Source organism: Acidovorax sp. IB03, assembly GCF_016406015.1.
GTDB lineage: Bacteria > Pseudomonadota > Gammaproteobacteria > Burkholderiales > Burkholderiaceae_C > Acidovorax > Acidovorax temperans.
The window spans coordinates 1-19985 of record NZ_JAEFCH010000020.1 but is presented as its reverse complement, the minus strand read 5'-3'; the positions used below and the strand labels follow the sequence as shown (position 1 = coordinate 19985).

Here is a 19985-nt window from a genome sequence, read left to right as displayed (position 1 = left end):
CAAAAGAATCTGGATTGCATCGTAGGCCTGGCTTGGCCGAGCCGCAAGCGAGTTCTTTTCATCCAGAAATGCGTTTCATGAATATATGGAATACTTGATTCTGCTGGCAGTAGAGGAAATCGCTGCTGCTCAAGTTCCTTTTCATCATCATGCGCCGCAACATTCCATCGACCCAAGCCCTGGCCTGCTTTGAAGTGGCCGCCCGGCATGAAAGCTACACCCGTGCCGCACAAGAGCTGTTCTTGACGCAGAGCGCGGTGTCGCGCCAGATTCAGGCGCTAGAAGAATTCTTGGGCGTGCAACTGTTTCGCCGCACACGCCACGGCGTGGTGCTGACACCCGCTGGGGCCCACTACGGCCGCCAGGTGGCGCGCTGGCTGCAGGGGCTGGAGCGTGACACGCTGGACGTGATGGCCCACCAGGGTGAGGGCGGCGCGCTGTCGTTGGCGGCGGTACCCACGTTCGCCACGCGTTGGCTCATCCCGCGCCTGCCGCAACTGGCGCAGGCGCACCCCGACATCGTGGTCCACATCGACACGCAGACGCGCCCTTTCCTGTTTGCCGATACCACCTTCGATGCTGCCCTTTACGCAGGCACACCCGAGCAGGTGGCCCACTGGCCCGGTGTGCAGGCGCAGTTGCTGTTGCACGAAGACGTGGTGCCGGTGTGCAGCCCACGCCTGCTCGAATCCGCCGCGCCCCGGGGCCGGGGCCGTGCGCACCAGCCGGTGGCCGCCGAGGCGCTGGCCGAGTTGCCGCTGCTGCAGCAAAGCACGCGTCCCTACGGCTGGCGCCAGTGGTTTGACGCGATGGGGGTGGATGCTCCGCACGCCTTGGATGGCCCGCGGTATGAGCTGTTCTCCATGCTGGCCGTGGCCGCCACACACGGCATGGGCGTAGCGTTGATGCCGCCGCTGCTGATCGAGGCAGAACTTGCCAGTGGCGAGCTGGTGGTGGCCTGCAACCGCCCGCTGCGTGGCGAGCGGGCGTATTACCTCATCAGCCCTGCACAGGCCCAACCCCCGGTGCTGACCACGTTTGCGCAGTGGCTGCAGACCATGGCCCAGACGGCCACCAGCGCTGCAGGACAGGCGGGTGGGGGCGGGTGATCGCCTGACTTCAGTTGATGGACGGGTGCTGGGCGTCACAGCATCTTTTGGCTGTGATAGACCCAGCCGCCCCATTACCCCTGCCGCACACTTCGGCACCCCATTGCCCCTATCCTGACGCCCCCATTGCTGTTATCGCCAGGAGCCATCGTGCGTGCACTGTTGTTTCCTTTTCATTCCGCATGGCGCGCCTTTGCCTTGCTGGCGTGCGTACTTTTCCTGCAGGGCTGCAGCGCCGTCAAGCTGGCCTACAACCAGGCGCCGCAGCTGGTGTATTGGCGGCTGAATAACTATTTCAACCTGACCGACGCCCAGGCAGACCGTTTGCGCAGCGAACTGGGCGACCTGCACCAGTGGCACCGCGATCAGATGCTGCCGCAGCACGCTGCCTTGCTGCAGCAGGTGCAGCAGCGGCTGGCCGATGACATCACCGCTGACCAAGCGTGCCGTGTGTATGCCGACGTGCGCTTGCAGATTGACCAGCTCATCGCGCAGGTGGAGCCCAGGCTCGTGGTGCTCGCATCGCAGTTGACCGAAAGTCAGATTCGGAACTTCGAAAAACAACAAGCAGACAGCAATGCTGACTGGCGGCGGGAGTGGCTGGATGTGCCTGCCGACAAACTGGCTGCGCATCGGTTCAAGTTGCTGTTGTCGCGGGCTGAAGGCTTTTATGGTGCGCTGCAGGAGCCGCAGAAAGCCGCTTTGCGCAGCTTTATTGCCCAGTCAACGTTCGATCCCCAGCGCAGCTACGCAGAACGCCTGCGCCGGCAAAAGGATCTGGCCCAGGTACTGCGGCAGATTGCCTCTGACCCAGCCAGTACAGAGCGCAACCGAAGCCTGCTGCGTGGCTACATGGAGCGTTTCAACACCTCACCCGACCCGGCTTACCAGCGCTACGCCCGAAAACTGGTGGAGGAAGGGTGCGCCGGTTTTGCCCTGGTGCACCGCGCGATGACGCCTGGCCAGCGGATGAAGGCGGTGCAGTCTGTGAAAGGCTATGAGCAGGACTTTTGGGTGCTGGCGGGGCGTTGAACTCTGGCGGCAGCGAAGGGCTGTTTTTTCAGCACTGACAATGGCGTGCCTTGGGGCCAGGCAAGAAGTGCGGCACCTGAGCCTCTGGTCAGGCGGGCAAGGCGTAGCCTTTGTCGTTGATCAGTCGAACGGCCGCACCTGTGCGGCTCTTTTTGAACATCAGCCCCGTGCGAACTCGGGCCGGTCGTTTTGCTGGGGCTTCAAAGGTGCAGCCACCTTGCCTTCAGCGCGTTCCTTGCGCCATTGCTCCTTGCGTGCTGTCCACTCTTTGAGTCGGGCGTGGGCCACGGTGCTGTCTTTGGCCATCTGTTCTTCGTTGGCCACTTGTGCCGCCAGTTCCAGGCGGATGCCGTTGGGGTCGAAGAAATAAATGCTCTTGAAGATGTGGTGGTCGGTCACGCCTAGCACCTCCACGCCGTGGGCTTGCAGGCGGGCCTTGGTGTCTTCCAGCTCCTGCACAGTGTTCACGCGAAAGGCGATGTGGTTGACCCACAGGGGGGTGTTGGGCGAGGGCTCGGGCTTGACGTCATCGCCCAGGTCAAAGAAGGCGATGAAAGAGCCGTCTTGCAGGCGGAAGAAAAAGTGGGTGTAAGGGCAGTACTCACCCGTGCTGGGCACATAGTCGCTCTGGATGATGTGGTACAGCGGAAGGCCCAGGATGTCTTCGTAGAAATGGCGGGTTTCCTCCGCATCCCTGGCTTTGTACGCGTAGTGGTGCAACTGCTGAATGGCGGCCGGCGCAGGCAATGTGGTTGTGGGCGCAGGGGTTTGGGGGGCGGTCATGGGGCGTCTCCTGAATGTGGATCAAATTCTACTATCCATAATTGATTTACTTAAAAATAACTTTGGCGGGGCCACCGGTATAAAAAAAGCCACCGCTGCGGCAGGCGCGGCGGTGGCTTTTTATTGGAGGAAGCGCCAGGAATTACTGCTTCACAGCTTCCACTTGCACGACCAGGCGCACGTTCTTGGAGAAGCCCCAGTCCACGCCGTAGTTCATGCCCCACTGGGTGCGGTCGATGGTGGCTTCAAAGTCGCCGCCGCACACTTCGCGCTTGAGCATGGGGCTTTGGTAGCAGGCGAACTGGTTGGCCTTGAGGGTGATGGGGGCTGTTTTGCCCAGCAAGGTCAGCTGGCCGGTGACTTCGCTCACGTTGTCGCCCTTGAAGACGAATTTGTCAGAAACGAACTTGATGGTGGGGTGGGCGGCTGCGTTGAACAGGTCTGCGCTTTGCAGGTGCTTGTCGAATGCAGGCGTGCCAGAGTTGACCGAAGTGGCGTCGAAAGAAATCTCCACCTTGCCAGTCTTGCCAGCACGGTCGAATTGCACTGTGCCTTCCTTCTTGTCGAAGCGAGCGCGGTTGACCGATGCGCCAAAGTGGCTGATTTCAAAGGTCACGAAGGTGTGTGTGGGGTCGATGGCGTAGTTGGCCGACTGGGCTTGTGCAGCGCCTGCAAACATGGTTGCTACGGCGGCCAGTGCGAAGAGAGATTTGCGCATGGGAAAAACTCCTGAAAATCAGAGGGTTGAGGAAAGGGTTATGAAAATTGAATGCACGGCGGGTGGGATGGCGGGGCTTACAGCTTGCCCACCCCCGTCAATGCCAGCTTGAACTTGACTTGAACGTCATCGGCCACCATCGAGGTGTCGGCCCACTCGTTCTCGCCAATCTTGAAGGCCAGGCGCTTGATGGGAAAGGAACCGGTTGCCGTAGTGATGGGGCCTGCTTGTGTCAACGTGACGGGGGCCACGACATTCACCGAGTTGCCCTTGATGGTGAGCTTGCCCGCCACCTCAAACTTGCCGCCGCCCAGGGCCTTGATGGCGCTGGATTCAAACGTAGCTTGGGGGAACTTGGGCACGTTGAACCACACGGCCTTGGGCAGTTCGGCGTCTGTTTCCTTGGAGCCGAGGGTGGCGCTGCCGGTGTCTACCGTGAAGGTGATCTTGCTGGTGGCCAGCTTGGCAGGGTCGAAGGCCACTTGGGCATCGAACTTCTTGAAGTGACCGTCCAGGGGCACGCCCATCTGGCGTGCGGTGAACTGCACTTCGCTCTTGGCAGTGTCCAGCTTCTGCTGGGCCAGGGCGGGTTGGGCGAGCAAAGTGGAGCCCAGGGCCAGTGCGGAAACGATGTTGGCGAATTTCATGAAAACTCCTCAGAGATATGGGGCCTGCCAGCGAGGTTGGCAGCGATGAGAGTGTTGGTTTTGCGGTGCAAGCAGGTTCAGCGGTTGTTTCAGCGCTTGCCGGGCAGCATGCGTTGCAGCAAGCCGTCACGGTCAATGATCTGGTGCTTGAGCGCTGCGGCCACATGCACCACCACCAGGCCTGCCATGGCATAGGCAGATAGCTCGTGCCAGGGCTTGATCGCCTCGGCCAATTCCTTGCTCACGGGCACAAAGTCGGGCAATTGCCACACGCCCAGGAACACGATGGGGAAGCCTGCTGCCGAGCTGTAAGCCCAGCCAATCAACGGCACCGCGAAAAACAGCACATACAGCAGGTGGTGCGTGGCGTGGTGCGCCGCCTTTTGCCACACGGGCATGGCGCGTTCCATGGCGCGTGGCAAGGCCGGTGGCCGGTGGGCGATGCGCCACACCAGTCGCAGTACAGACAGCGCCAAAATCGTCACGCCCGCCCATTTGTGCCAGTTGTAGAGCTTGAGCCGCTGGGGCGAGAAGGGAAGCCCGGTCATGTAAAGGCCCAGGCCAAAAATCGCGATCAGTGCGATGGCCAGCACCCAGTGCAGCAGCATGGCGGTGCCTGAGTACCGCAGGGGCCTGGAGCCCGTTTCGTAAGAGAGCGATGACATGGGGTGTATTGGTCGAAAGTAAGGGGGCAGAAGGGCTGGCTTGGGAGCCAGTGCCATCGCTGCAATACCTGCAGTTTAGGAAGCGGCGGCCCGTGTCGGTTTCAGGCGAATTGTTGCCTTGGTTCAAAAAAACTGAATTGATATAGCCTCTGCAATCAAAGTTCCCCAACGTTTGAGATGGCGCATTGCACGCAAAACGTGGCTTTCCCTGGTGGTCAACACCAAGGATCTACAAGGGGGCTAGGGCAAAGGGGGCCATGGCGGTACGGCAGACCTTGGCCGTACCTGTGCTGGCTGAGAAAGGCAGGGAGAAGGGGTGTGAGGGCTGTTGCAGCCCTCCGAACTCAGCGTTGCTGCTGCGCGGCAGATTTCCAGGCGCGGGCAGCGGCTTCGCTGTCGCCCCGCTGTTCTGCCAGCTCGACCAAGTTGCGCCAGGCGCTGGCGCGCAGGGATTTGTCGGTCAGCTGTGATGCTGCTTGCGTCAGCAGCTGCTGTGCCTTGCCCCAAAGCTGCCGTTTCAGGCAGGCCATGCCTGCCAAGTACTGCAACCGTGCATCGCGAGGGTTGGCCTGTTGCGCTGCTTCAATGCGCGCCAGCCAGCCGGCGTCGATGGTGGACAACCCGTCTTCTAGGCAATGGATGAGCTTCAGCGCCAGTCCTTCGGGCAGGCCATCGGGCAGCTCTACCATGCGCTCCCACACGGGCAGGAGCCAGGCTCGCACCTGGGCCGGATCGCCACCCAGATGGGCCAGGCGCTGGGCGGCTTGCACCGCCAGTTCGGGCATGTTGCGCTCAGAGTTTTCCAGCGATGCCCAGATCTGCACCAGCTGCGCGGGGTCGTGCGCCGACTGGATGAGTTCAATGGCCAGTCCGCGCACGATGCTTTGCGCAGCACCTGCCGAGAACGCGCGGTGCTTGCCCAGCAAACGGGCGGTGTCCAGCGCTTCACGGGTTTGCCGTGCCTGGCGTGTGGCCTTGAGGCGAATGCGCAGCGCCAGAGTGCGACGGGCCGCCCCTTGTGGCAACGCAGCGAGGCGCTCCAGGGTTGCGTTGGGGTCCCGGTCGTCCAGGCTCCAGCGGGCGGCGCGAATCTGGGCTCCCTCACGCAGTTCCTGGTCTTGCCCGTTGCCCTTGGCGGGGGCCTCTTCCAGGGCGTTTTGCAGGTGGCTTTCGCGCGTGGCCCGGTCTTGCAGGGCATGGGAGGATTCGGCCGCAATCAGATGCGCCAGCGCGCGCAGTTGCTTGCCATGGGGTACCGGCTCGCCAGCGGACTGCAATGCACCTTCTTGCGCCAGCGCAGCCAGCGCTGATTTGCGAGAGCGCAGGAAGCGCCCGGCCAGCATGTGCGTTAGCGCGTCCAGCAGCGCATGGTGCATGGCGCGTTCTTTTTGCTGCACGCGCCAGCGGCGGGCCTGGTGGGGCAGTGCCAGCAGGGCTGCCAGGGCCCGCAGGGCCGCGTACAGCGTGGTGAATCCGCCCACCAGCAGCAGCACGACCAGATTGAGTGACAGGTCTACGCGGTAGGGCGGCCAGTACAGGGTGACAGTGCCCTGGTTGTTGCCCGCAAACAGCGCAGCAGCCACGGCCACGCCAAACAATGCCAAGAGCCAGAGAGCTGCGCGCATGCTGGGGGCCCTCTTTATCGGCCTGCGGCGGCGGTCGCCAGCGCAGAGAGGGTTTCGTCCAGCCGTGGCAGCTCAGCGCCCTTCATGTTCTGCTGGGCTTGCTGCAGCATGGTGGCTGCGTTCTGGGTGCGGCGCGAGGTGGGGTCAAAGTATTTGTTCAGCGCCGCGGTGGCGGCTGCCAGGTCGGCGCGGGCTGAGTCGTATTGCCGTGCCAGCACGCCCAGGCGGGCATTGAGCAGCTTGAGCTTGAGGTTTTCGCGCAGGAAGAAGGTCTGGTCAGGGGCCAGCAAGATGGCTTCTGGCTGATCAATGCGGCTGACGCGTACCAGCCCGCGGGCTTCGTCGCGCACCACTTCCCAGCTGCGCTGCAGGGTGGCTTGCCACCAGGGCAGGTTGGCCAGGTCAGCGGCGGTGCTGGTTGCGGCGGGTGCTGACAGGCGCCGCGTGGCTGCTGCCTGCGCCACGGCGTTGAGCACGGGCAGGTCATCCACCTGGCGTACCAGCTCGTCCAGCCGACCCAGCAGGCCGGCGGTGTCCGTCACGGCAGCGCGGGTCAGCCGGTCCAGATCGCGGCCGATGGCCCTTTGCAGGGGCGCCAGGCGCGGCTGGGCGGCGCGCTCGATGCGCTGGTTGGCGGTTTTCAGGGCTGCGACCAGTGGATCGAGGCTGCCAGTGAGCTGGGCCTGTTGCTGCGCCAGCCTGATGGCTGATTCAATGTCCACCACCAGGTTTTCGTCGCGTGAGCGCGACAGGCTTTGCATCAGCTCTTCAAGCTGGCTGCGCTGCAGCGCCACTTCGCTCACGCGGGCTTCTGCCACCGAAAGCCGGGCAGACATTTCTCGGACTTGATCTTCCGCCTGTCGGGCGATGGTGCGCGCCTCAATCGCCAGCGCCCCCGAGTCTGCCGACTGCCGCGCCAGCTGTTCCTGGATGCCGGTGAGCTTTTGCCACAGCATGACGCTGCTGGCGAGTGCCGCTGCCGCCACCACGCCCAGCAACAAGTGGGTGATGCCCACGCCCGTGGCGCGCCCAGGGGCGGCGGCCGGTGCTATCACTGCCTCAGCGGGGGGCGGTGCAATGGCGGCAGCAGGGGGCTGTGGAAGATCGTTGGGTGGCGCAGAGCTCATGCGCCCGATTCTATCGAGGCCACCACGTCCGCAAGCGCTGGACGGCATTCCCGCACCTCGCCAAAGCCGGCGTCGTGGGCTGCCTGCGCAATACGGGGGTGGGTGGCCAGTGCGCGGGCGGTGTGCCAGTGGTGCTGCGGCAACGATTCAACCAGATGGGCGACGGCTTCGGAGCTGCTGAGCAGCCACAGGGATCCGTTGTGGGATGCCTGGCGGGCGAGGGCTAAATCATCCGCTGACAGCTGCGGGGCGCCACGCTCGTAAGCCACCACGAAATCCACATGCCCCCCGGCGGCTTCGATCTGGCGGGCCAGCCAGTCGCGACCGGAACCCTGGTTTTCGTGCACGCCGGCAGAGCGGCCACGCACGATCAGGATGCGATCCCCCGGGCGAACCTGGGTGTGGACTTGCTCCCACAGCGCTTCGGAGTCGAACTGCGGTGCGTGGGCTGCGGGCCCATCAATCAGGGGGGCGGGCCAGCCAGCCTCTTGCAACACGCGCGCTGTGCCTGGACCGGGTGACCATGCTCTTGTTTTGATAGCTGCTGGCGCTTTATGGATGGGCGCTAGAGCATGAAATGATTCAAGAAAATACAAGGCCGCATTGCCGCTGACAAACATGGCAGCGCGGTAGCTGTCCAAACGGCTGCATGCGTGCTGCAGGGCCTGTTGCAGCGTGGGTTCAGAGGCGGGGCCCACGTGGATCAAGGGCAACGCTACCGCAGCAATGCCCCGCTGGGTCAACTGGCCCACCCAGTGCGCGGCTTCACGCGCTGGCCGGGTCACGATGACTTGCGGGGGATGCAAGGCGCCGCCTGGGTGATTCAGCCCGCGGTGGCAGGCGTTGTGCCGACGGCACCGCCATCGCGCAGTTGCTGTGCAATGGCAAGCCCCAACGCATCCGCCTGGGCCAGCGTGGTGACGGTAGCACTGGCGCTGGCGCGCACCAAGGGGAGTTTGCCTTCCGTGTCGCCCCATGCGGCATCGAGCTGCAGGGTGGTGCCGGTCAGGGTGCCATGGGCGGCCAAGGGCATGGAGCAGCTGCCACCCATGGCACGGCTCACCGCGCGCTCGGCCGTCACCGTCAGCCAGGTGGGCATGTGGGCCAGCGGCGCAAGGGCGTCAATCAAGTCTTGGCGATCACTGCGCACTTCAATGCCCAGGGCCCCTTGGCCCGCGGCAGGCAGCATGGCGGTGGGGGCGAATGTGGCGCGGATGCGCTCGCCCATCTTCAGCCGTTTGAGGCCCGCTGCGGCCAGAACAATCGCGTCGTACTGGCCTTCGTCGAGCTTGCGCAAACGGGTGTCGAGGTTGCCGCGCAGGGGCTCAATCTTCAGGTCAGGCCGCAGGGCTTGCAGCAGCACCTGGCGGCGCAGGCTGGATGTGCCCACCACCGCACCTTGCGGCAGCGCTTCTAGGCTGGCGTAGCGCGGCGAAACGAATGCGTCACGGGGGTCTTCGCGCTCCATCACGCAGGCCAGTGCGAAGCCTTCAGGAAGCTCCATCGGCACATCTTTGAGCGAGTGCACGGCGATGTGGGCGCGGCCTTCTTCCAGCGCCACTTCCAGCTCTTTCACGAACAGCCCCTTGCCCCCCACCTTGGATAGCGAGCGGTCCAGAATCTGGTCGCCCTTGGTGGTCATGCCCAGCAGTTCCACAGAGTGGCCCCTTGCGCGCAAAAGTGCCTGCACATGCTCTGCCTGCCACAGCGCAAGGCGGCTTTCGCGGGTGGCGATGACGATGGAAAGGGGGGATTGGACGGGGCTCAAGTTCGTAACCTGTTTGTAATCATTCTGCGGCGGGCGATGCTAGCATGCGCCCGCATCGGTGACCTTGATGTGGCGCGTGTCTATTGCAGTAGCGGCGCTGATCGGGCACCTCTTTCCCATCTCCGGAGACCCTCGCGCATGAAACGATCCGACAAGGACCAGCCCCTGATTGACGATATCCGCCTGCTGGGGCGTATTTTGGGCGACGTGATCCGTGAGCAAGAGGGGGTGGAGGCCTACGAACTGGTCGAGCAGGTGCGCAAGCTGTCTGTGGCTTTCCGCCGCGATGCCGATCAGGACGCCGACCGCGCGCTCAAGAAGCTGCTCAAGTCCCTCTCGGGCGACCAGACGGTGAGCGTGATCCGCGCCTTCACCTATTTCAGTCACCTGGCCAACCTGGCGGAAGACCGCCACCACATCCGCCGCCGCGCTGTGCATGAACGTGCGGGCGATACGCAAGAAGGCAGCATTGAAGTGGCCCTGTCGCGCCTGCGCTGGGCCGGCATTGCGCCCAAGACGATTTCGCAAACGCTGGCCGGCAGCTACGTGGCACCCGTGCTCACCGCCCACCCCACCGAAGTTCAGCGCAAGAGCATTCTGGACGCCGAGCGCGACATCGCCCAACTGCTGGCCGTGCGCGATGACATCCAGGTGCGCGCGCAGCTTTACAACAGCGCCAAGGACGCGCTCACCCCTCGCGAACTGGCCGCCAACGAAGCCTTGCTGCGTGCCCGCGTGGCGCAGCTGTGGCAAACGCGCCTGCTGCGCTACAGCAAGCTCACCGTGGCCGATGAGATCGAGAACGCGCTGTCGTATTACGAAGCCACCTTCCTGCGCGAGATCCCGAAGATCTATGCGGACCTGGAAGCCGAACTGGGCCAATACCCCGTGCACAGTTTTCTGCGCATGGGCCAATGGATTGGCGGCGACCGCGACGGCAACCCCAACGTCACTGCGCAAACGCTGCAATACGCACTGAGCCGACAGTCTGACGTGGCGCTGCGCCACTACCTGACCGAGGTGCACTACCTGGGTGGAGAACTGTCTTTGTCTGCGCGCCTGGTGCGGGTGTCGCCCGAGATGGAAGCCCTGGCTCAGCGCTCGCCCGACACCAGCGAGCATCGTGTGGATGAGCCTTATCGTCGCGCCCTCACCGGCATTTACGCCCGCCTGGCGGCATCGCTCAAAGACCTGACGGGCGGTGAGGCCGCGCGCCATGCCGTTGCGCCCCAGAATGCCTACGCCAGCGCAGAGGAGTTTCTGGCCGATCTGCGTGTGATCGAGACATCACTCAAGTCACACCATGGCGAAGCGCTGGCGCAAGAGCGTCTGCACCCGTTGATCCGCGCCGTGCAGGTGTTTGGCTTCCACCTGGCCACGGTGGACCTGCGCCAAAGCTCTGACAAGCACGAAGAGGTGGTGGCCGAATTGCTGGCCAAGGCGCGCATCGAGCCGAACTACGCGGGCCTGCAAGAGGCCGCCAAGCGCGCGCTGCTGATCAAGCTGCTGAATGACGCACGCCCGCTGCGCGTGGTGTGCGCCGAGTATTCGGCCCACACCCAGGGCGAGCTTGCCATTTTTGAAACCGCCCGGGTGATGCGTGAGCGGTTTGGCCACGAAGCCATTCGCCACTACATCATCAGCCACACCGAAACGGTGAGCGATCTGCTCGAAGTGCTGCTGCTGCAAAAGGAAGTGGGCTTGATGAACGGCACGCTCGATGCCGAATCGAAGAACCACCTCATCGTGGTACCGTTGTTCGAAACCATCGAAGACCTGCGCAACGCCGCGCCCATCATGCGCGAGTTCTATGCGCTGCCCGGCGTGGCGGCATTGGTGCAGCGCAGTGGTGGCGAGCAGGACATCATGCTGGGCTACAGCGACAGCAACAAGGACGGCGGCATCTTCACCAGCAACTGGGAGCTGTACCGCGCCGAGATTGCCCTCGTCGAACTCTTCGACGAACTTGCCACCAGCCACGGCATCCAGCTGCGCATGTTCCACGGCCGGGGCGGCACGGTGGGCCGGGGCGGTGGTCCCAGCTACCAGGCCATCCTGGCGCAGCCGCCTGGTACGGTGCGCGGGCAGATTCGCCTGACGGAGCAGGGCGAAGTCATCGCGTCGAAATACGCCAACCCCGAAATCGGCCGCCGCAACCTCGAAACCCTGGTGGCCGCCACGCTCGAAGCCACCTTGCTGCAGCCCACCAAGCCTGCCACCAAGGCGTTTCTGGATGCTGCTGCGCAGCTCTCGCTGGCCAGCATGGCCAGCTACCGCGCGCTGGTGTACGAGACCTCGGGCTTTACCGAGTACTTCTTCAACTCCACGCCCATCCGCGAGATCGCCGAGCTGAATATTGGATCGCGCCCCGCATCGCGCAAGGCCAGCCAGAAGATCGAGGACTTGCGTGCCATTCCGTGGGGCTTCAGCTGGGGGCAGTGCCGTCTTACGTTGCCGGGGTGGTTTGGCTTTGGTTCTGCCGTCGAAGCCTTTGTGAATGCCGAGGGCAAAGACCCCAAGACCCAGTTGGCCCTGCTGCAGCGCATGTACCGGCAGTGGCCGTTCTTCCGCACGCTGCTGTCCAACATGGACATGGTGCTGGCCAAGAGCGATCTGGCTCTGGCATCCCGCTACAGCGAGTTAGTGACTGATGCCCGCCTGCGCAAGAAGGTGTTCACCGCCATCGAGGCTGAGTGGCACCGCACGGCCGATGCGCTCACCCGTATCACTGGCGACAAGCAGCGTCTGGCGCACAACACGGCCCTGGCGCGGTCCATCAAGCACCGTTTTCCGTACATCGACCCACTGCACCACCTGCAGGTCGAACTGGTACGCCGCTGGCGTGCGGGGCAGGGCGATGAGCGGGTGCAGACAGGTATCCACATCTCCATCAACGGGATTGCAGCGGGGTTGCGCAATACGGGTTGATTTAGGCCGTACTGACGCTGGAGGGCGTCCCCGTCGCCTTGGACCGAGATTCAACGTGGGAGGAGAGGGGCCTCAAAAAAATACCTGCCAAGAATGCAGCGGTTATGGCCAATGCAGGAATGTGCATATTGAACTCCACCCAGCTGTGTATTAGGAGTGCTAGTGCGCCCAGGCCAGAAAAAACCCTGAGTGATATTTCAGTGGTTGTGCCTCGCCTACGTTTTGCAGCACGCCATAAAACAAGTATCTGCCAACCAACGAGAATTGCAGCAGCCGTCAAGATGACCGGGGCGGCTGCACCCAGTTCCATGAGCATCTGGGCATAGTCATTGTGAGCATGAGGAACGTAACCCGGCGTTTGGAGAGGCTGAAAACGTGGGAAAACTGCCTCAAAAGTGCCCATGCCACTACCCCAAGGCCAAAACGTTCGCGCGCCGTTCAGGGTCGCCAATGCATACGCATTGCGTATCTCTGCATCGGTTTTAAACTGTTGCCCTTCCCACCTTTGAGCGAGTGTGTCGGTGTCAACTGCCATTAATGCGAAAATCGAAAACAACAGAAAAACTACAACAACACTCAGTTTGTGAATCAGTTTGAAATTTTTGCCTTGGGTTGCGATATAAAAAAGAATGGTCAAAAATAAAACTGATGTCACCGCAATCAAACCTCCGCGGGAGCGTGTCAATAAAATCATGACAAGCATTGCGAAACCGCCAAAAAACCATAGTGGCGTTGCAGAGGAAAGATTTGAGCGTTTCGATTCTCGACTATTTTTTTTCTTTTTCAAAAAAATCATCAGAAAATAAAACCATGGTGGGATAAGCATGGCTAAAAAATCTGCCAGGTGGTTTCTGTTATTAAAACTTCCAATAATTCCACTAAAAGCAGATTCAAAATAAAAAGCGCTTTTGGGTCCTTGGATGAGTTGGAGGAGACCCAAAATCGCCTGGATGCCGGCAGCAAAAAAAAGCAACAGCAGCAATTTTTCCACGTCACGCTGGCCCAGAAGCAATGCCGCAACAAACACCGCTGAGACCGGTACGGTGGCCCAAAGCGCTGCCCACGTTGCGGAAGGGACGAGACTGATGGGAAGAGCGTTTGGCACAGGAACTTCAGCGGAAGCCAGGGCTGTGAGATAACTTGCCCGCCCAGCCAGATTGCTCCATGTTTCGTTGCCGATAGGAACAAGTTGAACCGCGCTGACCCATATCGGACTCAACACGACCAACATCACCAGCATCCACCAGAACCCACCTGAGGTGACGGTGCTGCTTTCGTGCCTAATATCCGTGATCGAAAGTTTTGGGATCCCGGATCGAGTTACCCTGTCGGCGGCCAACCATTGGTAGCTTGCGTGTGCCAATAACGCTGCAGCGACTATCAAGCCCAAGGCGAGAAGCACTACCAGCGCAATATGACGGTTTCCTCCCCTGATCAAAGGCGCAAGGAAGAGAGTGCCGCCCGCACATAAAAAAACCAGCCAAGATAACACTTGGCTGGTTTTTTGGGTTTGAATAGTCTCGAACGTAGTAGTCAATTACAAACCAGATACCGAGTTGTTATTATTGTTGTTGACACTGTGAATCGCGATAGCTCCCACGGCCGCAAAACCAACCAGCGGTCCCCAAGCAACACCGCCAGGCATAGGCCCGACCGGGGCGATGCCAGCAGATGAAACAGCTGGCGGAGACGGCGGCAGACCAGCTCCAACAGGCGCTTGTGCGACCTGATAAGCAGGGAAAAGGTGCTTCACCGAGGCGGATATTTGTTCGCACGGCAACTTGGAGTTCACAGTCAGATGCTGGTTGGCTCCCAGAGATACAGTGCAGCCGTTCTTCAGCACAATTGTTGCCTTGCCTGTGCTAGACACCAGCACGGAAGCCCCATCAGTGAGCCCGGCCCCGTCTTTTGCTTTGGAAACGAAGTTCTTGCCGCTGATGCTCACGGCGCCTGTCACGCCTTGGAGCGTGCCAATAGTCTCTTGGGCGCTGGCTGCAGCTGCCAGTGAGCCTACTGCAACAAGTACGGCGAGTTTTTTCATATGGGACTCCATTCTTTACGACAATGGGAGCCATGCTAGCACCTTTGGGGGAGTTTGTCAGCAACAGTGTTGCTCGCGTGCCATGCTCGACGACCCTTGGGCGAGATTCACCGATGCTCCGGGAGGCATTGTCATTGCGGGTTGTGGGGGTAAAGCCGGAGGCTTTGCCGCGTTGAATCATGCCTTAGGCTGAGGCCAGTCGTCTCAATCAAATTTGAGACCACTGTGCGGGCGTCGACGGCATTGCCTCGACACTTGGCAGGGATGACAGGGATGACGGGGATGACGGGGATGACGGGGTGCTGTTGTGTCCTTTGGGGTAATGAGCCCTTTGGCGCTGCTCTTCCCGGTAGACCCAATCCACCAGTCCGTTGGCTGGCTGGTACCCGGACACCAGTTCCATCATCAGAGCGCGGGTCTTGTCCATGTCGAAGGCGGCCATGGCGCTTTCCAGTGTGTGAAGCCGGGGCTCGAGTTGGCTCCATGGGAGGAACACTTCGTGGGCCTTCATGATGCGGGGATGGCTTGTAGGCTGTACGCCGTCGCCAATCAACAGCTCTTCATACAGTTTTTCCCCAGGGCGCAAGCCCGTGATACGGATCTCGATATCACCGTGCGGGTTGGCATCGTTGCGTACCCGCAAACCCGACAGTTCGACCATGCGGCTTGCCAGGTCGTAAATGCGCACGGGTTCACCCATATCCAGCACAAAAACATCTCCACCATCAGCCATTGCTCCGGCCTGGATGACCAGTTGCGATGCCTCGGCAATCGTCATGAAGTACCTGGTAATGTCTGTGTGCGTCAGGGTAATGGGCCCCTTTTGCGCGATTTGCTGCCTGAAAAGTGGCACCACGGATCCGGACGAGCCCAGCACGTTGCCAAAACGCACCATGGTGAAGCAAGTGGATTGGTGGGGTTGCGCGGCCAACGCTTGCAGCACCATTTCGGACAGCCGCTTGCTTGCGCCCATGACATTGGTGGGCCGCACCGCTTTGTCTGTACTGATCAACACGAAATTGGCAACCCTGTGGGCGGCGGCCACCTTGGCGCAAATCCAGGTTCCCCACACGTTGTTGCGCAAGCCCTCCAGCATGTTGTGTTCAACCAGAGGGACGTGCTTGTAGGCGGCAGCATGGTAGATCGTCTCGGGGCGCCAGGTGGCAATGATCTCCGTCATGCGCTGTTCATCGCGGGCAGAGGCCAGCAAGGGGACCAGCTCTACATCCACCACGCTGGGGCGCAGATTTGTCAGCGCGGCCTCCAAACTTTGTTGTACCTGGTACAGAGAGTATTCGCTCAGCTCCACCAGCAACAGCGTCTTGGGTGCTTCTTGCACGATTTGGCGGCACAGCTCCTGGCCGATCGAGCCGCCTGCTCCAGTCACCATGACCACCTTGTTCCGCACATGCCTGGGCATGAGCACAGGGTCTGGCGCTACAGGGTCACGCCCCAGCAGATCTTCGATGTCGAGTTCGGCGATATCGTTCAAAGACACGCGCCCGTTCGCCAGATCTGCCACTCCCGGCAGCGTGCGCACGTGCACCGGAAAAGCGCGCAGAAAATCAACGATTTCAAGACGCCGCTTGTGAGTCGCCGATGGTATCGCCAACAGGACATCCGTCACCTGAAGCTTGTGCAAAAGGGCCGGCAAATCGGCAGGCGCATAGATCGGTACGGTATCCAGCTGGCGCCCTTGCAATCCAGGGTGGTCGTCAATAAACCCCAGCAGACGATGCTCGGCAGAGTGGCCCAGTGCTGAGGCCAGCTGCCGCCCGGCAGAGCCCGCCCCATAGATCAACACCCCCGGTGCCTTGCGCTTGTTAATAATGCTGCGATACAGATCGCCCAAAAAAAATCGCACCAGAACGCGGCTGACACCCACACCGATAAACAGCAGCAGCGGTTGCAATACTCCCAAGGTGCGGGGCACGCCGGAAACCCCCACGACGGTAAATACGGTCATGTACGCCAGGCTATAAACGCCCATGGCCCGAACCAGGGCCAGCATGGCCTGCCACCCGGCGTATCTGAAGATACTGGCGTAGAGACCGTAGCCGTAAAAAATAGGCGCAGACAGCAATACAGCGGTTGCTACGGCCCACCAATGCATGGGTTGAAGGCTCACCCAGCTTTCCAGGCGCAGACACAGCGCCAGCCACACTGTCGCGGTACACAAAAGCGCATCTGTGGCCAATGCCAGTACCCGTTTCAACGGGCGCGGCATATGGACCAGCTGCCTGACTACGTAATTTTTATGGGTCATCAATGGTTGTGCCAAGTAAGCCAAGCGGGCATCATCATCGCCCGCCGCTGCCGCCACCTGAAGCACTGAGCCGCGCCGGGGCGGCCCGGCGTTCGCGCATCTGCATCACGATGGAGCCTGCCGCCAGGCCAACGATATCGATTGCGAAGTCGCCAAAGCTGGCGCTGCGCCCGGGTATGAAGTGCTGAATGCACTCGGTGCCTATGGCCAAGGCCACAAGCCCCAACAGTGCGGCACTGTGCGCGCGGTGACCCGACCAAATACGCGCTGTCAGCGCCCCGAGCACGGCGAACAATGAAAAATGCACCCATTTGTCCGAATTGTCGGTAACGCTGGACTCATCCAGCATCTGGGCATAGGGTAACCACGAGGCCACCCAAATTTTCAGCGACAGTATTGCCTCCCCGGGTAGCAGCAACAAAAACAGCGTGACCCACAAGGCCAGTAAAAACATCAATTTCCACCTGGCGGCCGAAACCCGGTACGCCGCTGACTGGATACCGGCACTCATGCAAGCTTCAATGCAGGCAACGACGCCGCTTCGAGCACCTGCGTCAGAACCCGGCAGGCGTTGTCGGTATCTGATGCCGTGAGGGTAGGGTGCACCAGCAGCATCAAGCTGGTTTCGCCCAGCTTGCGCGCCACGGGCAAGCGTTGCCTCGGGCGCCATCCCGTGCCTTCAAAGGCTTTTTCCAGATAGACCTCTGAGCAGCTACCCTGGTAGCACGGCACGCCTGCGGCGCCCACTTGTTCCAAGATGCGGTCCCGCGTCCAGCCGGGGGCCAGGTTTTCGGGGCGCACATAGGCGTACCACTTGTAAAAAGCATGCACACTGTGGCTGGGAACAACTGGCAAACAGAGTACCCCGTCAGGGCCAGCAAATGGCGTTAACGCCTGGTGCAGTGCCGCTGCATTCCTGGTGCGTTGCGTCGTCCAGTCGGACATATGGCGCAGCTGAATGCGGCCGATGGCCGCCTGCACCTCCAGCATGCGCCAGTTGGTGCCAAAACCATCACACAACCAGCGGTAGCCCGGTGGGTGCGTGCGTTCATACACCGCCTCGTAGCTCTTGCCATGGTCTTTGTACGCCCACATGGCCCGCCACAGCGCCTCGTCGTTGGTGGTGACCATCCCGCCTTCGCCGCCGGTGGTCATGATCTTGTCCTGGCAAAAGCTCCAGGCGCCCACATGCCCTATGGTGCCTACACTGCGGCCCTTGTAACGTGCGCCATGGGCCTGGGCGCAGTCTTCAATGACCTTCAGGCCATGCTCGCGGGCCAAATCCATGATGGGGTCCATGTCGCAGGGCCAGCCCGCAAGGTGCACCACAATCACCGCGCGCGTGCGCGGCGTGATCACCGCCGAAATGGTGGCAGCACTCAGGTTGCCGCTGTCAGCCTCTACATCTGCAAATACTGGCGTGGCGCCGGCATTGACCACGCACGACACACTGGCCATGAAGGTGCGTGGGGTAACCACCACCTCGTCGCCCGGCCCCACGCCCAGCGCCTTCAAAGCCACGTCCAGCGCCAGCGTGCCATTGGCTAGCGCCACGGCATGGCTGGCGCCAGCCCAGGCCGCAAACTCTTTTTCAAAGTTACGGCACTCACTACCCGTCCAGTAGTTGACCTTGTTGGACAAGATCACATCACGCGCGGCATTGGCCTCTTCGTCAGAAAAGCTGGGCCACGGTGAAAACGGCGTGTTCAACATATGTGCGTATCCAACAAAAATGAAAAGTGCTTACGCTGGCATGATAAACGTTGTAACCAATTGTGGACAAATCTTAAAAGTTACGCACATACCACGGGGCGTGCCGGATTGCCCACCACCGTGGCGCCTGGAGCCACGCTTTTGGTGACCACGGCGCCCATCCCCACCACCGCGCCCCGGCCAATCACCAGGGGCTGGCCAGGCAGGCCTTGCTTGATCACGGCGCCCGTGCCTATGTAGGCATGGTCTTCCACCACGATGTTGCCGTTGCAGTGCACACCCGGTGCAAACGTGACAAAGTCTCCAATCACGCAATCGTGCGCGACATAGCTGTAAATGTTTCCATGGAAGTGCCTGCCAATACGGATGTTGCTGGTCAAAGTGACAAAGGGGCTCAGGATGACCCCCTCGCCCAGCGCCACCGCATCCATGCGCACCACATTGGCGGCGCTTACGCCCCAAGCGTGCACGCCGTCTTGCGTGCACCGCTGCGCCAGCTTCTCACGCACGCCACCGCTGGCAATGGCCAATACAGCATGGCGGGCAGCAGCGGGCTCGGCCAGAAACTGTGCATAAGTCAGCAGCCGCTGGCCATTGATCTGGGCCGGCCCCGGCGCATCATCCACAAACACCAGCCTGTCAGGCGCCACGCCCGCTTGCGCCAACTGCTGGCGTGCCAGCGGCATCACTTCGCGACCGTAACCGCTGGCGCCATACACGGCGTACAGATTTGATTGCATGGCGTTTGCTCCTCTATTTATAGCTGCTGGCGCTTTTCTGGTAAGCGTTAGATGCCATTTTTATCATGAAACCCGGTTCGTGCTGCTGCCGGTGAACTTCCCCATTGTCGCCTCGCCCGCCGCACTGATGCCCTCGCGCACCAGCACCTTGCGCACGGTCAGCCACAGAATCTTCAGGTCAAGCCACAGGGAGCGATGGTCCACGTACCACACGTCCAGCTTGAACTTGTCGTCCCAACTCAGGGTATTGCGGCCATTGACCTGCGCCCAGCCGGTGACGCCGGGGCGCACCGCGTGGCGGCGTGCCTGTTCGGGCGAATACAACGGCAAATACTCCATCAGCAGCGGGCGCGGGCCCACCAGGCTCATGTCGCCCTTGAGCACGTTCCACAGCTCGGGCAATTCATCCAGGCTGCTGGCGCGCAGAAAGCGGCCAAAGGGCGTCAGGCGGTCGGCATCGGGTAACAGCGCACCATCGGGCCCACGCGCATCCGTCATGGTGCGGAACTTGACCATCAAGAACGGCTTGCCCTGCAGGCCCGGGCGCATTTGGGTAAAAAATACCGGGCTGCCCAGCTTGCGGCGCACCATCCAGATCACGACCAACAAGGGCAGGGCCAGCAGCAGCAGCGCGCAGGCTGAAGCGACGACGTCGAACAGCCGTTTCATCGGGCTGCTCCAGCGGGTTGTTGGGGTTGAAGGCGGGCTTGCAGGAACATATTTAGTATCGATTTGATAGCGGTTGGCGCTTTATCTTATTGGCCTATGTGTCGCATCCCGGACGATTGCATAGACTCTAAACGCTATCCACTCTTCATAGCCC

Annotated in this window: 18 protein-coding genes; 3 read left to right on the top strand and 15 right to left on the bottom strand. The window is 61.4% G+C overall.

Annotated elements, in window-relative coordinates:
- Positions 1-149: 149 nt before the first annotated feature.
- Positions 150-1109: a LysR family transcriptional regulator gene (locus tag IHV84_RS12255; protein WP_198847072.1), complete on the top strand. Its 960-nt coding sequence runs from the start codon at positions 150-152 to the stop codon at positions 1107-1109.
- Positions 1110-1259: 150 nt separating this feature from the next.
- Entirely contained in the window at positions 1260-2141 is an 882-nt protein-coding gene (locus tag IHV84_RS12250; RefSeq protein ID WP_370541261.1) for a DUF6279 family lipoprotein, read from the top strand.
- Positions 2142-2300: 159 nt separating this feature from the next.
- Here IHV84_RS12250 and IHV84_RS12245 read toward each other — a convergent pair whose 3' ends face one another.
- From IHV84_RS12245 to hemC, 8 genes are all read right to left on the bottom strand, one after another.
- Positions 2301-2924 carry a VOC family protein gene (locus IHV84_RS12245; RefSeq protein ID WP_198847071.1) on the bottom strand — a complete coding sequence of 208 codons (624 nt, stop codon included), beginning with the start codon at positions 2922-2924 and terminating at the stop codon, positions 2301-2303.
- A 142-nt stretch (positions 2925-3066) separates the two neighbouring features.
- On the bottom strand, positions 3067-3642 hold the full coding sequence (locus IHV84_RS12240; protein ID WP_066783672.1) for a YceI family protein: 576 nt from the start codon (positions 3640-3642) through the stop codon (positions 3067-3069).
- 77 nt (positions 3643-3719) lie between these two features.
- Positions 3720-4289, bottom strand: coding sequence for a YceI family protein (locus tag IHV84_RS12235; RefSeq protein WP_198847070.1), 570 nt, complete (start codon positions 4287-4289; stop codon positions 3720-3722).
- Between the two features lie 89 nt (positions 4290-4378).
- On the bottom strand, positions 4379-4954 hold the full coding sequence (locus tag IHV84_RS12230) for a cytochrome b (RefSeq protein ID WP_233099977.1): 576 nt from the start codon (positions 4952-4954) through the stop codon (positions 4379-4381).
- Positions 4955-5298: 344 nt separating this feature from the next.
- Positions 5299-6579 (bottom strand): heme biosynthesis protein HemY, encoded by a 1281-nt coding sequence (locus tag IHV84_RS12225; RefSeq protein ID WP_198847068.1) that lies wholly within the window; start codon positions 6577-6579, stop codon positions 5299-5301.
- Positions 6580-6593: 14 nt separating this feature from the next.
- The gene (locus tag IHV84_RS12220) at positions 6594-7706 is read right to left on the bottom strand and encodes a uroporphyrinogen-III C-methyltransferase (protein WP_198847067.1); all 1113 of its coding nucleotides are present in this window, start codon (positions 7704-7706) and stop codon (positions 6594-6596) included.
- Positions 7703-8512, bottom strand: coding sequence for a uroporphyrinogen-III synthase (locus IHV84_RS12215; RefSeq protein ID WP_198847066.1), 810 nt, complete (start codon positions 8510-8512; stop codon positions 7703-7705). Before IHV84_RS12215 ends, IHV84_RS12220 begins: the two co-directional genes overlap by 4 nt.
- Positions 8513-8529: 17 nt before the next feature.
- The gene (gene hemC / locus IHV84_RS12210) at positions 8530-9474 is read right to left on the bottom strand and encodes a hydroxymethylbilane synthase (protein WP_198847065.1); all 945 of its coding nucleotides are present in this window, start codon (positions 9472-9474) and stop codon (positions 8530-8532) included.
- A 138-nt stretch (positions 9475-9612) separates the two neighbouring features.
- Here hemC and ppc point away from each other — a divergent pair, with 138 nt between their 5' ends.
- Positions 9613-12402, top strand: a complete 2790-nt coding sequence (gene ppc, locus IHV84_RS12205) for a phosphoenolpyruvate carboxylase (RefSeq protein WP_198847064.1) — start codon at positions 9613-9615, stop codon at positions 12400-12402.
- Between the two features lies 1 nt (position 12403).
- Here the strand turns inward: ppc and IHV84_RS12200 are convergent, their stop codons facing one another.
- From IHV84_RS12200 to IHV84_RS12170, 7 genes are all read right to left on the bottom strand, one after another.
- Positions 12404-13939, bottom strand: a complete 1536-nt coding sequence (locus tag IHV84_RS12200) for an O-antigen ligase (RefSeq protein WP_198847063.1) — start codon at positions 13937-13939, stop codon at positions 12404-12406.
- A complete protein-coding gene (locus IHV84_RS12195) occupies positions 13940-14443 on the bottom strand; it encodes a hypothetical protein (protein WP_198847062.1) in 504 nt (167 codons plus the stop codon).
- A gap of 208 nt (positions 14444-14651) precedes the next feature.
- Complete coding sequence (locus IHV84_RS12190; protein WP_198847061.1) at positions 14652-16709, bottom strand: nucleoside-diphosphate sugar epimerase/dehydratase; 2058 nt, start codon at positions 16707-16709, stop codon at positions 14652-14654.
- A 34-nt stretch (positions 16710-16743) separates the two neighbouring features.
- The gene (locus IHV84_RS12185) at positions 16744-17220 is read right to left on the bottom strand and encodes a VanZ family protein (protein ID WP_198847060.1); all 477 of its coding nucleotides are present in this window, start codon (positions 17218-17220) and stop codon (positions 16744-16746) included.
- Positions 17217-18422 carry a DegT/DnrJ/EryC1/StrS aminotransferase family protein gene (locus IHV84_RS12180; RefSeq protein WP_198847059.1) on the bottom strand — a complete coding sequence of 402 codons (1206 nt, stop codon included), beginning with the start codon at positions 18420-18422 and terminating at the stop codon, positions 17217-17219. The genes IHV84_RS12185 and IHV84_RS12180 overlap by 4 nt, the downstream gene beginning before the upstream one ends.
- 80 nt (positions 18423-18502) lie before the next feature.
- On the bottom strand, positions 18503-19162 hold the full coding sequence (locus IHV84_RS12175; RefSeq protein WP_198847058.1) for an acetyltransferase: 660 nt from the start codon (positions 19160-19162) through the stop codon (positions 18503-18505).
- Positions 19163-19225: 63 nt separating this feature from the next.
- A complete protein-coding gene (locus IHV84_RS12170; protein WP_198847057.1) occupies positions 19226-19831 on the bottom strand; it encodes a sugar transferase in 606 nt (201 codons plus the stop codon).
- Positions 19832-19985 lie beyond the last annotated feature (154 nt).

What these genes read in the sequence shown, in the direction of transcription:
- IHV84_RS12195 (WP_198847062.1), bottom strand. Translation starts at nt 14,443, where the DNA reads ATGAAAAAACTCGCCGTACTTGTTGCAGTAGGCTCACTGGCAGCTGCA.
- IHV84_RS12185 (WP_198847060.1), bottom strand. Translation starts at nt 17,220, where the DNA reads ATGAGTGCCGGTATCCAGTCAGCGGCGTACCGGGTTTCGGCCGCCAGG.
- IHV84_RS12175 (WP_198847058.1), bottom strand. Translation starts at nt 19,162, where the DNA reads ATGCAATCAAATCTGTACGCCGTGTATGGCGCCAGCGGTTACGGTCGC.
- IHV84_RS12180 (WP_198847059.1), bottom strand. Translation starts at nt 18,422, where the DNA reads ATGTTGAACACGCCGTTTTCACCGTGGCCCAGCTTTTCTGACGAAGAG.
- IHV84_RS12235 (WP_198847070.1), bottom strand. Translation starts at nt 4,289, where the DNA reads ATGAAATTCGCCAACATCGTTTCCGCACTGGCCCTGGGCTCCACTTTG.
- IHV84_RS12230 (WP_233099977.1), bottom strand. Translation starts at nt 4,954, where the DNA reads ATGTCATCGCTCTCTTACGAAACGGGCTCCAGGCCCCTGCGGTACTCA.
- IHV84_RS12245 (WP_198847071.1), bottom strand. Translation starts at nt 2,924, where the DNA reads ATGACCGCCCCCCAAACCCCTGCGCCCACAACCACATTGCCTGCGCCG.
- IHV84_RS12255 (WP_198847072.1), top strand. Translation starts at nt 150, where the DNA reads ATGCGCCGCAACATTCCATCGACCCAAGCCCTGGCCTGCTTTGAAGTG.
- IHV84_RS12225 (WP_198847068.1), bottom strand. Translation starts at nt 6,579, where the DNA reads ATGCGCGCAGCTCTCTGGCTCTTGGCATTGTTTGGCGTGGCCGTGGCT.
- IHV84_RS12190 (WP_198847061.1), bottom strand. Translation starts at nt 16,709, where the DNA reads ATGACCCATAAAAATTACGTAGTCAGGCAGCTGGTCCATATGCCGCGC.
- IHV84_RS12170 (WP_198847057.1), bottom strand. Translation starts at nt 19,831, where the DNA reads ATGAAACGGCTGTTCGACGTCGTCGCTTCAGCCTGCGCGCTGCTGCTG.
- ppc (WP_198847064.1), top strand. Translation starts at nt 9,613, where the DNA reads ATGAAACGATCCGACAAGGACCAGCCCCTGATTGACGATATCCGCCTG.
- IHV84_RS12220 (WP_198847067.1), bottom strand. Translation starts at nt 7,706, where the DNA reads ATGAGCTCTGCGCCACCCAACGATCTTCCACAGCCCCCTGCTGCCGCC.
- IHV84_RS12240 (WP_066783672.1), bottom strand. Translation starts at nt 3,642, where the DNA reads ATGCGCAAATCTCTCTTCGCACTGGCCGCCGTAGCAACCATGTTTGCA.